At 67.9% G+C, this 14,228-nt stretch carries 11 protein-coding genes; 8 read left to right on the forward strand and 3 right to left on the reverse strand.

The window, feature by feature from the left end; all coding sequences use genetic code 11:
• The 3 genes from Q7W02_07640 to Q7W02_07650 are packed head-to-tail and all read right to left on the reverse strand — an operon-like array spanning position 1 to position 8,341.
• Positions 1-2,787 carry a helicase-related protein gene (locus Q7W02_07640; protein MDO8476058.1) on the reverse strand — a complete coding sequence of 929 codons (2,787 nt, stop codon included), beginning with the start codon at positions 2,785-2,787 and terminating at the stop codon, positions 1-3.
• Positions 2,784-8,117 (reverse strand): DEAD/DEAH box helicase, encoded by a 5,334-nt coding sequence (locus Q7W02_07645; protein MDO8476059.1) that lies wholly within the window; start codon positions 8,115-8,117, stop codon positions 2,784-2,786. The genes Q7W02_07640 and Q7W02_07645 overlap by 4 nt, the downstream gene beginning before the upstream one ends.
• Positions 8,114-8,341 carry a helix-turn-helix domain-containing protein gene (locus Q7W02_07650; protein MDO8476060.1) on the reverse strand — a complete coding sequence of 76 codons (228 nt, stop codon included), beginning with the start codon at positions 8,339-8,341 and terminating at the stop codon, positions 8,114-8,116. The genes Q7W02_07645 and Q7W02_07650 overlap by 4 nt, the downstream gene beginning before the upstream one ends.
• Before the next feature lie 794 nt (positions 8,342-9,135).
• Here Q7W02_07650 and Q7W02_07655 point away from each other — a divergent pair.
• The 8 genes from Q7W02_07655 (at position 9,136) to Q7W02_07690 (ending at position 13,935) form a co-directional block, all read left to right on the forward strand.
• Positions 9,136-10,659 carry a DNA-processing protein DprA gene (locus Q7W02_07655; GenBank protein MDO8476061.1) on the forward strand — a complete coding sequence of 508 codons (1,524 nt, stop codon included), beginning with the start codon at positions 9,136-9,138 and terminating at the stop codon, positions 10,657-10,659.
• A 323-nt stretch (positions 10,660-10,982) separates the two neighbouring features.
• Positions 10,983-11,174 (forward strand): hypothetical protein, encoded by a 192-nt coding sequence (locus Q7W02_07660; GenBank protein MDO8476062.1) that lies wholly within the window; start codon positions 10,983-10,985, stop codon positions 11,172-11,174.
• Positions 11,171-11,566 (forward strand): single-stranded DNA-binding protein, encoded by a 396-nt coding sequence (gene ssb, locus Q7W02_07665; GenBank protein ID MDO8476063.1) that lies wholly within the window; start codon positions 11,171-11,173, stop codon positions 11,564-11,566. Before Q7W02_07660 ends, ssb begins: the two co-directional genes overlap by 4 nt.
• Positions 11,563-11,787, forward strand: coding sequence for a hypothetical protein (locus tag Q7W02_07670; protein ID MDO8476064.1), 225 nt, complete (start codon positions 11,563-11,565; stop codon positions 11,785-11,787). The genes ssb and Q7W02_07670 overlap by 4 nt, the downstream gene beginning before the upstream one ends.
• Positions 11,784-12,485 (forward strand): Rad52/Rad22 family DNA repair protein, encoded by a 702-nt coding sequence (locus Q7W02_07675; GenBank protein ID MDO8476065.1) that lies wholly within the window; start codon positions 11,784-11,786, stop codon positions 12,483-12,485. The genes Q7W02_07670 and Q7W02_07675 overlap by 4 nt, the downstream gene beginning before the upstream one ends.
• A 78-nt stretch (positions 12,486-12,563) precedes the next feature.
• Positions 12,564-13,394, forward strand: a complete 831-nt coding sequence (locus tag Q7W02_07680) for a PD-(D/E)XK nuclease family protein (GenBank protein MDO8476066.1) — start codon at positions 12,564-12,566, stop codon at positions 13,392-13,394.
• Positions 13,395-13,399: 5 nt separating this feature from the next.
• A complete protein-coding gene (locus Q7W02_07685; protein MDO8476067.1) occupies positions 13,400-13,663 on the forward strand; it encodes a hypothetical protein in 264 nt (87 codons plus the stop codon).
• A 95-nt stretch (positions 13,664-13,758) separates the two neighbouring features.
• Entirely contained in the window at positions 13,759-13,935 is a 177-nt protein-coding gene (locus tag Q7W02_07690) for a hypothetical protein (GenBank protein ID MDO8476068.1), read from the forward strand.
• Positions 13,936-14,228: the final 293 nt, after the last annotated feature.

Below are 14,228 nucleotides of genomic sequence, written 5' to 3' on the forward strand. Positions count from 1 at the left end.
TCAGCCTACCCTCGGGAGGAGCACGTATACACCGATGACATCGGGGCGCGGGAGGGCTTGGACGGAGGTGCTTCCGACGCCCCGGCCGGCCTCGCGCACGCGCACGTGGTCCTCGAGGAGCGCGCGGGCGCGCGCGGCGGCGAACGCCTCGAGGTCCGAGGTCCGCTCTTCGATCAGGGCGACCGCCCGCGCCGCCTCGCGCTCGCGGACGTGGCGCGGGGGATCGTCAACGGGCGGGAGCGTGAGAAGCGAGAGCGCCTCCGAGCCCGTGACCTGCTCCTCGGTTCCGGCGCCAACCCAAGCGAGGGCTGTGGCCTCCTCGACCATGAGCGTGGTCTCCTGCCGCTGCCTGCGCGAAAGGAGCTGGTGCCGTAGGCGCAGGAGCGCGATCGTCGTGCGGACCCGCACCCCGTCTGAGATCCAGCAGCCCACACGCCCCAGGATCGAGGGGTCGTTGCTGGAGACGTCGTTGTTCTCCACCGACAGCGTACGGCCGAGCAGCGTCTCGGCGAGAACGGCAATCAGGGGATGACTGCGCTGGACGGGACGGCATCCAGGCGCCGATGGATAGGTGAAGTCGATGGCGACTGTGCCCGCGATGCCCTCGGTCTCGAGGCGCTCCCGGACCTCCACCGGCAGCGGCGCTGTGGCGACCTTGAATCCGCGCCGCAGAGGCTCGAGCCCCGAGCCGAGCCGGGCGAGAGCACGGCCGGCAAAGCGCTGGACATCTTCGCGGCCACCAATCGCTGCAAGGCTCTTGTGCCACTCCGGCAGGACCTCGTCGGGCTTGATGCGCCGCTGGGCGAACACCGTCCGGTTCCTCTTCGCCTTCGTCTTCGCGTCTTCCCATTGGGTCTCGAAGAGCTCGAGCTGGTGACCCTCCAGGGCGCCGGAACCGCCGCGCCGCCGGAGCAGCACCGCCTTGAGCAGCGCCTGGGTCAGCGTGTGGCCCTCATCCGGCACCGGAACGGGCACGCCCAGCTCCTCGCGGATGCGGGCGGCCTTGCGCAGGATGACCTGGAGCACGGCTCCGTCGACCGGATTGTTCACCCCGTAAAGCAGCGTAGCACGCACCGTCTTGCTCGTCTGGCCGAAGCGGTCGACGCGGCCCTCCCGCTGTTCGTGGCGTGTCGGGTTCCAAGAAAGGTCGTAGTGAACTACCGCATCGAAGTACTCCTGCAGGTTGATTCCCTCCGACAGGCAGTCAGTGGCGACCAGCACCCGAGAGCGCTCGGCCGCACCGATGCGTGCGACATGCTCCGCGCGGTCCTCGGGAGGCATCTCGCCGGTGATGACGTCGACGGTTGCGCCGCCGAGATGCTTGCGAAGGTGGCGGGCCACGTAATGGGCCGTCGCGATGAACCGGCAGAAGACCACGACGTTGAAGCCAGCTTGGACCAGCTCCGCGACGTGGTCCGATGCCGCCTTGAGCTTCGGATCGCCGCTCTGGCCTGCGAGCTGCTGGGCCTGTGCGATGAGTCCCGCCAGCGCCAGATCATCGCTGCCGACAGGGGGCTCCACGTCGTCTTCGACGAGGGCATCGATATCGCCATCGAAGATGCGATCAAGCAGATCCTCGCGAGCCTCGTCTCCGAGGTTTTCGCCGGTACGGGTCCGCAAGGCGAGTACGGCGGCGAGAGGGCTCGAGGCTGCACACCGCAACAGCGCCAAAGTGCCCCAGAAGTTGAGGCGCTGCCGCTGCTCATCTCCCGCCCCTGCCTCGACGACCTCGGCGCAATAGTCGAGGACCTTGCTGAAGAAGTCCTCCCAGGCCCCGCTCAGCCTGTAGGTGACCTCCTTCGTCTCGCGGCGCGGAAAGATGTCGCCCTCATGCCAGTCGGCAATGTCCGCCCGCCTCCGCTGTACAAAATGGTGTGCGAGGCGCTCGCGCACGCGTTCGCGCTCCGAGCCGACGAGCTCAGACAGGCGCTCAAAGTCCGGGGCGAGGAGCCCGAGCAGCCGGTAGAAGGCCGCATCGTTCCCGCTGTGCGGGGTGGCGGTGAGCAGGACGAGGTGACGAGACGCGCTCCTCGCCAGGTCCTCGAGCAGCTCGTGGCGCTGATGGTGACCCCGGCCGACAGCGGCGCATGTATGAGCCTCATCGACGATCACGAAGTCGGGACATGCGTGGAGAAAGTGGTCCCGTCGTTCTCGGCTTTTGATGTAATCGAGGCTCACGACCGTGTGGGGATACACCGAGAAGATGCTTACGCCAGGGGGGATTCCCCGCTCTAAGCGGCGCGCGCTCTGCGACGTCACAGCCACGGCGCGGATGTGAAATCGAACTTCGAGCTCGGTCACCCACTGGTCCACCAGGTGCGGCGGGCAAAGGACCGCCGTCCGGTCGATGTCGCCGCGGTCGAGAAGCTCGCGCGCAATGAGCAGCGCCTCGATCGTCTTGCCGACGCCAACGTCGTCGGCGATGAGAAGGCGCACCGGATCGAGCTTGAGCGCCATGAGCAGCGGCACGAGTTGATAGGCGCGCGGTTCCACCGAGATCTGCCCGAAACTCCGAAACGGCCCAGCCCCCCGGCGCAGCGAGAGGAGCAACGCGTCTCGCAGCAAGAGCGCGGCGTCGTGCCCCCCGAGTTGACGTGGATCGGGTAGCGGGAAACGAGCTTCGCGGACCGGCTCTGCCTCAAGTGGCAAGTGAATCAGCGTCTGGTCGTCGTCGGAGCCGGTCATCGGACGAACCCGGAGCGTCTCTGCTGTGCTGCCGGTCAGGACGATCCACTCTCGTCCTCGGGCGCTGACAAGGCTTCCGGGAGAGTAGACGAGGTCGGTCACGGTACGCGCCCCAGAGCGGTCGCCAGGCGTGCGAAGGCCCCATTCCAGGTCGCTGGGTCCTCAAACAAGATGACGTCGAAGCCGAGGTTCTCTATTGCTTGCAGGCCTGGACGGTCGGCCTCGTCGACCACGGCCGCGACGTAGTGCCTGCGCCAAACGAGGTTCAGCCTCCGCTCTCCAAAGATGAGTGGGTCCGGATCGGGCGCTGGGATCCCGCGACGAGTTGCCTCGGCGAGCCAGCGGTCCTCCCCCGCATCGGCACCGTTCACCGGAACCGATACCTGCAAAGGAGGGAGACCGAGGCACGCCGTCTCTGCGCTTGAGAGACGAAGCAGGATCTCGCGGGTGGCCTCGTCGCGACGGTCGAGGATCTCGTGGTCCGGCTGGTTGTAGTAGGACATCAGGCAGCGATAGCAGGCGGCCACGCAAGCCGTGCCGGGCTGGTCGACGAGTGCCGACCGAGCCGCGGGCAGGGGGCCGTCGCCGACTGCGAGGTGCATTACCTGCAGGGCTTTGCGCGCGACGGTGGCGAGGCTGCTCTTTTCGCTGACCAGCCGCGTGAGCACGCCGGCGCCCCCCTCGGTCGCCTCGTAGAGCAGAAAGCCGTTGCGGACGTCACGCGTGGGCATCGGCTCGGCGAGCATCTCGCCCTCCTCGAGTTGGAACACCGCCTCGATGCCTCGCAGGAGGGCGTGCTGCACAGTGGCCAGCGTAACCTCGGAGAAGGCGTCACCGACGGGCCGAAAGAGGAGAGCGTTCTTGCGATCCTGGACGCTGGGGACGATCCACTGCCGAGGCGACGCCGTGGGATCGATCCCACCATCGCCCTCGTCCTCGTCCCTGTTCTTTGCCCAGTATCCGGACACCGGATCGATGCGGAAGCCGAGCACCTTCTTGTCGGCTCGACGGCGCAGACCTTTGTTGAGCCGGGTGATCGTCGCACCGGCGCCGTAGGCCATGCGCACGATCTCGCCCTCCTCGTCGCAAGCCGAGGCGCGCCGCACATCGATCTCCTGGTCACGGATGGCCCACTCGAAGGTCGTCTGCAAGTCGAAGCCCTGTCGCGTTCGCTCCTCGTCGTTAGCGGTGATCCGCTCTGCCGGCTGCGTGGCGACATTCTCGATGCGGTAGACGTGGTTGACGACCTCGGCGGTGCCGAGCGAAGTACCGCAGGCGCGACACATCGACAGGTCGTCTCCGAAGTGTCCAGCTCCGCAATTCGAGCAGATCCGGACGGCCTTCGTGGGCAGCTGGGCGTCCGGCGTCGCGGATTCTCGGTGGCCGAGAGAGAGGAGCGCGCGCACGACCCGGTACGCGCGCCCTTCGTGATAGACGAGGCTGCGGGGACCGAACTCGGCGAGCGCCAGGAAGCGCGGACGCTGCAGGTAGGTCTGCCGTCCGCGACCATCCCGAGTCGCTGGGATGTAAGCCAGAAGGGGCAGCCTGGGAAAGTTGTACCCAGGCAGGAATCCTTCCGTGGCAAGGTAGCGGTACGTGTAGAAGTCGCTCGAGAGGGCATTCGTCCCGCGCTGGAGCAAGTTGAGCTGGTCGATGGCCTGTGCGTGCCGGCTTTGGGCCGCCCGCTTCTCCTGGTAAGGGGCAGAATAATCGTCCATCGTTCGTCGAGCGGCGTCCCGTTGCTCCTCCGCGGCGGCGAAGAGGTCTCTCCAGCGATCGAACGCCTTGTCGAAGCGCTCCAGCGCGGAGACCACAATGGCATCGGCGTAGTCCGCACGCCCGGTGTACCAGGGCGCGAGCTCGGAGGTGAGATCGTCCGCCACAAGATCGAGGACACGCTTGATACGTTCGCTCGCCAGCTCTGCGACACGCCGTTCTTTCATGGATGCGATGATCTCGGGCTTGAGCGGGCGGATCGTGTCGTTAAGAACGAGCAGCTCCGCGATGCAGGGGTCGAGTGGCTGATCGACGCAAGAGAGCCAGATTGCCTGCAGATGGCTCTCGATCAGGTCGCGGTTCGCGAGCTCGAGCAGCGGTGCGCGCACCTCGCCGTGTACCATCGCCTTGGGATCACGGAAGAAGTACTGATCGTGTGGGCTCTGAGAGGAAGCGTAGGTGATGACCAACGCTGCCTGGCCGCTGCGGCCAGCCCGTCCGCTGCGCTGTGCGTAGTTCGCCGGCGTGGGCGGGACGTTGCGCATGTGAACCGCATTCAGAGCCGAGATGTCGACGCCAAGCTCCATCGTGGGAGAACAGAAGAGGACCGGCAGGAAACGGTTCGCCTCGCCAATGTCCCGGAGCCGCTTCTCTTCTAACGCCAGCTCTTGGCGTTCTCTGTCGCCGAAGCGGAACCGTTTCTCCCGGATCTCACGATTGTCGGGATCGACCTGTGCGGTGTGCTCGCGCGCCTCGAAGCCAAAGAGCGGGTGCATCGGGGCGCGGAGCATCGTGGCGAGGTTCCCGTAGAGGTCTCGAAAGAACACGTTCTGTGTGGAGGCACTGGCGTCGGTCGATGGATCGCCCAACCGGAACACGACGCACGCATCGTTGAGTCGCCAACCCGGCTGGTCGAAAGGCGTGCTCTCCTCGGACACGAGGCCATGTATCGCCGCCGCGCGGAGCAGGTCGCTCACGAGCTGGTCGAAGTCCTTGGACTTCACGTCGCGGATGGAAGTGTCTCCTCCCCAGAGGTTCGCGGAGCGCAACGTTTTGCCGAGCCCGCTGCGCGAACCGCCGCGCACGATGAGATCCATGTCGCGCAGCGTGCTCGCCCGGCGAGTGGGCGGGACGATCATGAGCCAGCGTGCCCCGCGCGGGCTTTCATCCATTCCGAAGCCCCAGGGTGGACGGATCCGACTGTGCGACTTCGCAACCAACTGCTCGAGCACCGCAGCGTCGAGCACCTGGCTGCGGATCGCCAGCCACTTGCGCAGATGATCGAGCAGCTCGCGATAGACTCCCGTGCGGACTTCGGGCCTAGATTGTTTAAGCACGGGGTGCGATCCGGCGAAGAGTTCATCGTCCGCCGCCAGCTCCGCGAGCCCTAGATATTCGACGCGGACCAAGCCAAGCTGCTCGAGGTTGGGATTCGTGTATCGCCATCCGCGTCGCTGATCGAACCAGACGCGGTAGGCGAGTACCTGGCGAAGGGTGCCTTCGGCCTCCTGGAGATTGAACCCGCGTAGCGAAGCCTCGAGTAACCACTCGGCGCGGATCTGTGGGTCAGGCCGATTAAAACCGAGCGTGCTCTGCTGCGCCGCACCCAGCTCGTCGCTGCGGAGCCCCCTCGAGCCCGCATCCTGGAGCGCGCCGAGAAAGCCCGCGCGGATAAGGCTCACGAACAAGAAGTCGTTGAAATGGCCGGCCTGGAGGGCGGCGTCCTGGCGGTTGTCGGAGAAGCCAAGAAGTTTCCGCGTGTAAAGTGCCATGCCCGACTGGGCGCCGTGCATCCAATGCAACACGCTGGAAACCAGAACGGTGGTCGCCGAGCTGCGACCTTCGGCAGAGAGGGACGCGAGACGTGTCCTATCACGTGCTGCGCCGCCCTGCGTGCCTCCGCAGCGAAGGCAGAGCCGGAACTTGCCCGGAAGAAACCATGCTTTCGTCCCAGAACCGATGCGGCCGTCCGGAGCGACGGTGAAGCGCCGCGCGCGCGCTCCCCGGTAGCTCGGCTTGAGGCGCGGGTTACCGCTGGTGTCGAACTCCAGCCAAGTCTCCGGATAGTCTTCGTCCCGGTCATCGAAGGTAAATCCGGTATCGTGGGACGGGTGTGGCGTTAGGAAGCCGAAGGTTTCGCCCTCGGGCTGTTCGTCCTGGCCATCGGTCTCGTCACTCTTGGCCGGAGGAGCGTCGTCGATGTCACGGGCGAGGAGGATCGGTGCGCCTTCCTCCTTCACCAACCTCACCGGGTGATACTCGTGACCGCACTCGCGGCAGAAGTGCAGAGCGTAGAGGCGCTTGTCAGGTTGTTCAGGGAAAAATTGCTGCCCTTCGACGGTCACCTTCCGCGTGCCGTCTGGCTCCATGGTCGCGTAGGCGTGGCCGGCACCAGAGATGAACTGATGGAGCTTGAAAGCGAAAAAACTCTTCTCGCTCGCTCCTGGAACTGAAGTCCGAAGTTGCTCGGGGACACTGGAGACGAGGAGGAGATCTCGGAGCGCCCTTCGGCACGCGGGCGCGTCGCGACCCGCTTCGGCCGAGAGGGTCATGACCGCCTCCGTCTCCGTCATGGGCTTCGCGCGGACCCAGCGCTGGTCGACCTGGGAGAAGGAAATCCCGAGACGAGTCTCCACCCAGACCGCGAGCGGGTGCTCCCGCAGCGCCGCGTCCGGAATGTCCTGCGGGACGCCGGCGTCAATGGCCTTGCCCAGCAGTGGGCGAACAGACTCCGCCGTTGCCGCAGAGTCCGTGATGCGTTCCAGAGTTTCCACGATGACGTTGCTCTCGCCGATGGAGTTCGCAAAGAGCTTCGAGGCCACGCGAGCAACCACCCGGCTCTTATCCTCCACCGAGCCCTCGCTGGCCATCGTGGCGGAGGTGCCGATGCAGAGGAGCTTCTCGGGCTGGAGCCTCTCGCGGACGCGGCGCACCAGCAAGGCCACATCTGCACCCTGGCGCCCCCGGTAGGTGTGGAACTCGTCCAAGACGAGGAACCGGAGACCTGCGCAGTTGCCGATGACCCGGCGATCGATGCCTTCTTGCCTCGTCATGAGGAGCTCGAGCATCATGAAGTTCGTGAGCAGGATGTCGGGGGGCTCCTCAGCGACCCGCTTGCGCTCGTCGGCGTCCTCCTGCCCCGTGTAGCGGGCAAACGTGATCGGCGGTCGTCCCGGGACGTTTCCAACGAACTTCCCGAGCTCCTCCATCTGGGAGTTTGCGAGCGCGTTCATCGGATAGACCACGATGGCGCGCGTACGACGTTGCGCGCTCGAACGTCGTGCGCTTAACACGTGGCTGACAATCGGGATGAAGAAGCAGAGCGACTTACCCGAACCGGTGCCGGTCGTGACGACGAAGCTCTCCCCTTCAGTGGCGAGTGCGATCGCCTGCTCCTGGTGCTTATAGAGGGACAGCGGCCGCCCGTCTGCCTGGAAAATGTCGGCACAGCCCGGGTCGAGCACGCCGCTGTTCACGAGCGCGCTCACGTCCGCCGTACGCTTATAGCTCGGGTTGATCTGAATCAGTGGCTCCGGCCAGTACCGCTGCTCGGCGTAGATCGCTTCGACCTGGTCGCGGATATCCTGCGCGTAGATCGTCGTGAAAGAGGTTGCGAAACGCTTGTACTCCTCGACGACGCTGTCGCGGAGGGAGAACACGTCGAGAGCAAGAGCACCATCGCTTCCGCCAGCCTTTTTCGCAGCGTGGGTGCTCATGACTTGCTCCGCCTTCTCCTCGTGGAGGTGACATTCCCGCCGCGCTCCTGTTGCTGGCGCTCGATCCACTCGTCGATGTCGTGGCGCCGGAAACGCCAGGCGTCGCCCACCTTGAACGCCGGTAGTTCGCCGCGTTCCGCCATCCGGTACACGGTGCGCTGATTTACGCTCAAGTACTCGGCCAGCTGCCGGACTGTCCACGCGGGATGAGGAGATTCGCTCATGCTTGTCATCATGGGACGAGGAGCCATGGGTGGCAACACAGTACACGAGAGAGCAGCTGGAAACAAGTAGTTACTTGCATTAGCTTGGCGATGAAGTTGATGTTGCCCACCGTTGATGTTGCCCACCATTGTCTCGACGAGCACCGGCACTCTGAGCCGGGTCCAGCATTTCGGGTTCGTATGGACGGCCCGCGAACTCGCGCGCCAAGTGCGTGCGACAAGCGATGCTCGGCGGCGCGGCCTGCGGCGTGCACGCCGAGCGATAGATCCGCCGCGCTCGCTCCTGCGCACGCCTTGGCCGCGGGATCGCACGCGCGGTTCCTGGCACGGTTGGCGCCGCGGCCTTCGGCGTGCAGGATGAAGCGCACGCCTCGGCCGCGGTCACACGCGAGGTTGATCATCCCGTAGCGCGGTAGCGTCCACCCGCCAGCAGACGGGCCCGCGGGCCCGCGTCCAGTCAAGTACATTCCCGTCCGCAGCACTGTCAATCGTATCGCCCCTTTCACCTCCCTCAACCCCTCCGGGCTTCGCCCTCCGGGGTCCTCCGCTTCGCTCCGGCCCTGCGGGTGACGGAGGCGAAACCGGCGGGAGGCGGCCCGACTGGGTCCACGTGGCGCTCTGGCCTCTTCTCGGTCCGTGCGTTCCTCTCACGCGCGCGCCTTCGCGATTGCGCGCGCGCCCTCGCCTGGATGTGGGGTCGCCTCCCGCCTGGGGCGCTCGCAGATGAGCGTCTGCGGGCGGGGCTCGCAGGGGGCCGGCGTTGGTGCCGGCTCAACCTTCCAGGGAGGTGCGTCATGGCTGGAGCACTGGGTTTCGTGGCGGTGGTCGGGGCGCGGGTGTTGCCGGAGACGGCGGCACCCCAGGTGGCGGAGGCGGTGCGGTGTTTTCTCTCGCGGGGCTGGGGCATCGGGTCGGGCGGCGCGCGGGGTGCGGATCACTACGCCCTCAGCGCGGTGCTGGCCGCGGGGCCGTCGGCGTGCGCGCGCTCGGCGGTGTTCCTGCCGGGTGCGGTACCCAGGGAATCACACACCCTTCACGCGTTTGTGGCGCGGGGCGGGCGTGTCGTCCCGGGCGCCGGGGCGGGTCGGCGTGCTCTCCTCGCGCGCTCCCGGCGGCTCGCGCGGGAATCGGCTGGGGTGGTCGCCTTCCTCTGGGGTCCGTCGCGGGGCTCGGTGTTCACGGTGCGGGAAGCAGCCCGGGCGGGGAAGCCCGCCGCAGTGGTCCTCGCCGGCGGTGGCGCTGTGCTGCCGGTGTTCACGGGTGGCCGGTGGGCGCCGTGCCGCTTCGGCGCGGTTGAAGGGTTCCGGTGGCAACTGGAGCCGCTGGAGCGCGCGCAGCCTTCCTGGCTTGCGCGCGTGTTCCAGGTGCCAGAGGGCGAGCCCATCCACGCCCAGCTCGAGCACATCGCCTCGCTGAGCGGCGGCGAGCGGCTGTGGTTCGAGCGCGGCGTCCTCGCCGGCGACACGGTGCTGGTGCCGCACGAAGCGCTGTCCGACACGCCCGCTTTCTTGGCCACACGCCGGCTGATGCGGCGCTTCCGGTGCGAGGTCCGCGACGCCGCGGGACTCGCCGAGCTTTTCCTGGCCCTCGATGCCGGCGCGGATGTGGTCGCCCACTACGAAGACGAGGCGCGGCGCGTTGGCGTCGCGCGCGTCATCGAAGACTTGGTCCACCTGGTCACGCGCCTCGCGCTCGTCGAGCAGGCGCCCGAGACCGACGCACTCGAGCACGCTGAGGCCCTCGGCGACGGCGTCGAGTGGGTTGACGAGGCCGGGCGGGTTGCACAGGCCGCAGGGCAGTCACGGGGCGAGGCTGCCCAGTCCACCGTGCAGTGGCATGCCCTGGGAACGCTGCACCCCGAGCGGGTGACCTGCCCAGTGTGCAGGGCAGTCTCCGACGCCGATGAGGACTCGGGCGAGCTGCCGACCTGTCCCGGGTGCGGCACGCGGGACACCTGGGAAGCGCGGCAGGGCGGCCGCTTCCGCGGCATCGTGGGCGCGATCGACGCGTGCCCGTCGCTCGAAGAGCTGGCGGCGCTCGGCAAGCGGCTCTACGCGCTCCAGCTCACGCACGATCAGGCGGGCGTGGCGTGGTCACACTACCACCTGCGCAGGGCCGCGCTCGAGCACGCCGTGACGCTCCGGCAGCCCGCGCGAGCCCTCCTCGCGCAAGTCGAGCGCGCCACGCCGCGATCGCTCGGGCAGCTCGGCGGGCGGCTCTACCGGCTCCAGCACGCCAGCGCCGTGTCCGTGTCCACCACCGAGTGGCGGCGGATCTGGTCGGTCTACCAAGCGCGGCGCGCCCCGGCCCGCGCGTAGGTCAGGCGCGCACAGGCGCTCGCCATCGCAGGTGGTGCGCGCGCGACCGGTCCATCGGTCGCCGGCGGGGCCTTCGCCGTGCAGGGTGCAGCGCACGGCTCGGCCCCGGTCACGCGCGCGGAACGTGACGCCCACACGCGCGCCGCGGCCATCGGCGTGCAACCAACCCCGCACGCCTCGGCCGCGATCACCCGCACCGCGTGCCGTATCCACGGCTTCCGGTTCCTTCTTCCCGTGTGTCCACTCCCTCGGCTCGCTCCGCTCGCCGCGATCTGATCGGGTCTGGTGTGGTTGGTGACCAGCATGGAAAGGAGGTGAGGCACATGTACCGCTGGGAGGTGCCGAAGGTGCTCGCGCGCCGGCTGGCGCGTGTCCGGGATCGCACGGGCGTGCCCGTGGCCCGCCAGCTCCGCCGCGCCGTCGACGAGTACCTGGACCAGCATGACGCCCCTGCCGAGCGAAGCGCGGCGCGGGCCACACCTATCACCGCCACACGAGGAGGAAGCGAACGATGAACTGCGTGAATCACGTGCTGTTGCTTGGGAACTTGACCCGCGATCCGGAGCTCCGCTACACGCCCGCGGGGACCGCGGTGTGCGACGTCGGCGTGGCGCTCAATCGCCGCTGGAAGGACCAGGCCGGCGAGGCGCAGCAGGAGACGACCTTCGTGGAAGTGACCGTCTGGGGCAAGCAGGCCGAATCGGTATCCGCGTATCTCACGAAGGGCCGCGCCGTCGCGGTCGAGGGCCGGCTCCAGCAGGACACCTGGGAGACGGAGGCGGGCGAGCGCCGCTCGCGCCTCAAGGTGGTGGGCCAGCGAGTGACCTTCCTCTCCTCGGCGCACGGCCAGCCCGCGCCCGCGGGGGAGACTGCGCCGGACTGGGTCACCGAAGAGGCCGAGCGGTGATTGCCGGCGGCGCCAGCGTGTCCGCGCTCGAGATCATGCGCATGATCCGGAGCGCGCTCCGGGAAGCGCGCGACCTCACGACCGCCATCCAGGTGCTCGCCGACCGCGTGGACCGGCTCACCGGTGAGCTTGCCGAGGGTGAGCTCCTGGAGTTGACCAAGCTCGCGGCCCAGGCGCTCCGAGCCTTCGAGACCACTCACAACGGAGGGAGGATCCCATGAACCGGCAACTGCTGGAGAAGCCGTTCGAGCCCGCGCAGATCCGCCAGCGCAAGGGGCGCAACGGCATGCTCGACTACGTGGAGGGCCACAGTGTCATCCACCGTCTCAACGAGGCGCTCGACGGCGCGTGGTCCTTCGAGATCATGCAGCACGAGATCCGTGAGGACGAGGTGCTCGTGCTCGCCAAGCTCACCGCCGAGGGCATCACCAAGATGAACTTCGGCGTGAGCCAGGTGACACGCGAGCGGGAATCAGGCGCGCTCGTGTCGCTCGGCGACGACCTGAAGGCCGCCGGCACGGACGCGCTCAAGAAGTGCGCGACGTTCTTCGGCGTGGGCTTGCACCTCTACGCGGAGAAGCCGATCGGTGGCCGCGGGCCCGCCGCGCGCAGCGTGCCCGCGCCGCCCACGCCCATGTCGGCACCGAGGCCACCGGCCAAGGCCCAGGTCAACGGCACACGGCCGGGCAACGGCGGCCAGCCCGGCAACGGCCGGCCGACCAACGGCCACGCCAACGCGAGCATCACGCCCCGCCAGCTCGACGCGATCTGGAAGGTGGGCCAGGCCAAGGGGCTCGACCCGAACGCGGTGGAACACATGAGCCTGCGCGTGTTCAACCGCAAGCCCGAGGCCCTCACTCACGAGGAGGGGGCCGCGCTCATCAAGGAGTTGTCGAACCTCAAGCGCCGCGTGGCCTGATGGCCGCCGGCATCACCGACGGACAGGGGAGGGAGCGCACGCTCTCTCCCCTGCCGTGTCTTCAAGGGAGGATTCGTCATGGTGCCACCCGAGATGCGCAAGCAGCCGCATGTCTCGTTCACGCAAATCGATCAGTACCTCCGCTGTCCGCTCAAGTACAAGTTCACCTACGTGGACCGCCTGCAGCCCGAGTTCGTGCCTGCGGCGCTGGCCTTCGGCTCCGGGATCCACGGGGCCGCGGCCTTCCTCTTCCGCGGCACGGCCGATGGCGCGCCGCCGAGCCTCGCCGACGTCCAGGCGTTCTTCGAAGCGTACTGGCAGCTCGAGACCGGCAACCGGCCGATCCGCTTCGGCGAGAAAGACACGAAGGAGAGCCTGCTCGACCTGGCCGGCCGGATGCTCGCGGTGCTCCACCGGAACCAGGAGCCCGGGATCGATATCGTCGGCGTCGAGCAGCCGTTCGACGTGCCGCTGATCGACCTCGACACCGGCGAGCTGCTCGACCGCGCGCTCGTCGGCACGCTCGACCTGATCGAGCGCGACGCCGGGGGGCGCATCGTCGTCGTGGATCTCAAGACGTCAGCCAGAAAGTACACCGACCTCCAGGCCGACGCGTCCCTTCAGCTCTCGGTCTACAGCTACGCGACGGCGATGAACGGCCTGGCCGACCAGGAGGACCTGCGGCTCCGGTTCGACGTGCTGACCAAGACGAAGCAGCCGGAGCTCTGCCGCTACTGGACGCAGCGGGATCGCGCCGCAAACCTCCGGCTCTTCCGGCTGGTGGCCGAGGTGTTGCACGCGATCGAGGCCGGCGTGTTCCATCCGAACCCGGGGTGGCAATGCAAAGACTGCCAGTACCGGAGCCGGTGCTGGGCGTGGCACGAGACCGTCAGTGTCGAGGGAAGGTGATCGCGATGACACAGGTGATCCCGAGATCGGGAAGCCGGAAGGTGAACGGCTACGTGAAGGCTGTCGTGGCGCTCGAAGCGGTGCGTCGGAAGCGCGAGGAGCGGTACGAGCGCGTCGTGCGCCCGCTCGATCGGAAGCGGGACGAGCTGGCGGCCGAGGTAGCCACGCGGCTGCATGCGCTGAGCGGCGGGCAGCACGCCGCGGCCCAGAGGCTGCTCGCGATGATCGCGGAGGCGACCGCGGGCGATGGCGCCGCGAATCGGCGGTGACGCGATCCGGCTCGACGGTTACCACGTCGCTAGTCGAACTCCCGCGCGGGCCGCTTTCTCGGCAGGACGCCCGCCGAGTCCCCCGCCGTGAGGACGTGTCGTTCTTTGCCATTGACGTCCTGACGTGTCCCCATCGTGGGGACCGGCTGCGCCTGATCGCGACGCTGCACGATCCCGCCGTGATCCAGAAGCTCCTCGCGCACCTGGGGATGGCCCGCTCACGGCAGAGCCCCGGCCCCGCCTCACCCGAGTCCGGCGCCGGCGCGCCCTGATCGATTGGGGGCGCCGCGGAGGGCGTCGTGCCGTCGGCGCGCCGCGTCATGGGTGCTGATCCGGGCGGTCCATTTGCCGGTCCATTTGCCGGTTGACGGCGGCGGTGGGGGCGCATAGCATCCCGCTCACAGCCGGGCGGACGCGGTCGGCGCGCCAGGAGGCTCATGTGCGCTGTGCCTGCGGCTGCTCCAGCGGGGCTGCGGCGTGCGGGGCTGGGGGCCTGATGGCCTGGGGACGGGGGTGCGGGCACGGGGGAGCCAGGGCGCATAGGGCCTTCATGTTGACTACGGTC

Source organism: Candidatus Rokuibacteriota bacterium (genome assembly GCA_030647435.1).
GTDB lineage: Bacteria > Methylomirabilota > Methylomirabilia > Rokubacteriales > CSP1-6 > AR37.

What these genes read in the sequence shown, in the direction of transcription:
- Q7W02_07650 (MDO8476060.1), bottom strand. Translation starts at nt 8,341, where the DNA reads ATGAGCGAATCTCCTCATCCCGCGTGGACAGTCCGGCAGCTGGCCGAG.
- Q7W02_07680 (MDO8476066.1), top strand. Translation starts at nt 12,564, where the DNA reads ATGGTGCCACCCGAGATGCGCAAGCAGCCGCATGTCTCGTTCACGCAA.
- Q7W02_07685 (MDO8476067.1), top strand. Translation starts at nt 13,400, where the DNA reads ATGACACAGGTGATCCCGAGATCGGGAAGCCGGAAGGTGAACGGCTAC.
- Q7W02_07655 (MDO8476061.1), top strand. Translation starts at nt 9,136, where the DNA reads ATGGCTGGAGCACTGGGTTTCGTGGCGGTGGTCGGGGCGCGGGTGTTG.
- Q7W02_07660 (MDO8476062.1), top strand. Translation starts at nt 10,983, where the DNA reads ATGTACCGCTGGGAGGTGCCGAAGGTGCTCGCGCGCCGGCTGGCGCGT.
- ssb (MDO8476063.1), top strand. Translation starts at nt 11,171, where the DNA reads ATGAACTGCGTGAATCACGTGCTGTTGCTTGGGAACTTGACCCGCGAT.
- Q7W02_07645 (MDO8476059.1), bottom strand. Translation starts at nt 8,117, where the DNA reads ATGAGCACCCACGCTGCGAAAAAGGCTGGCGGAAGCGATGGTGCTCTT.
- Q7W02_07675 (MDO8476065.1), top strand. Translation starts at nt 11,784, where the DNA reads ATGAACCGGCAACTGCTGGAGAAGCCGTTCGAGCCCGCGCAGATCCGC.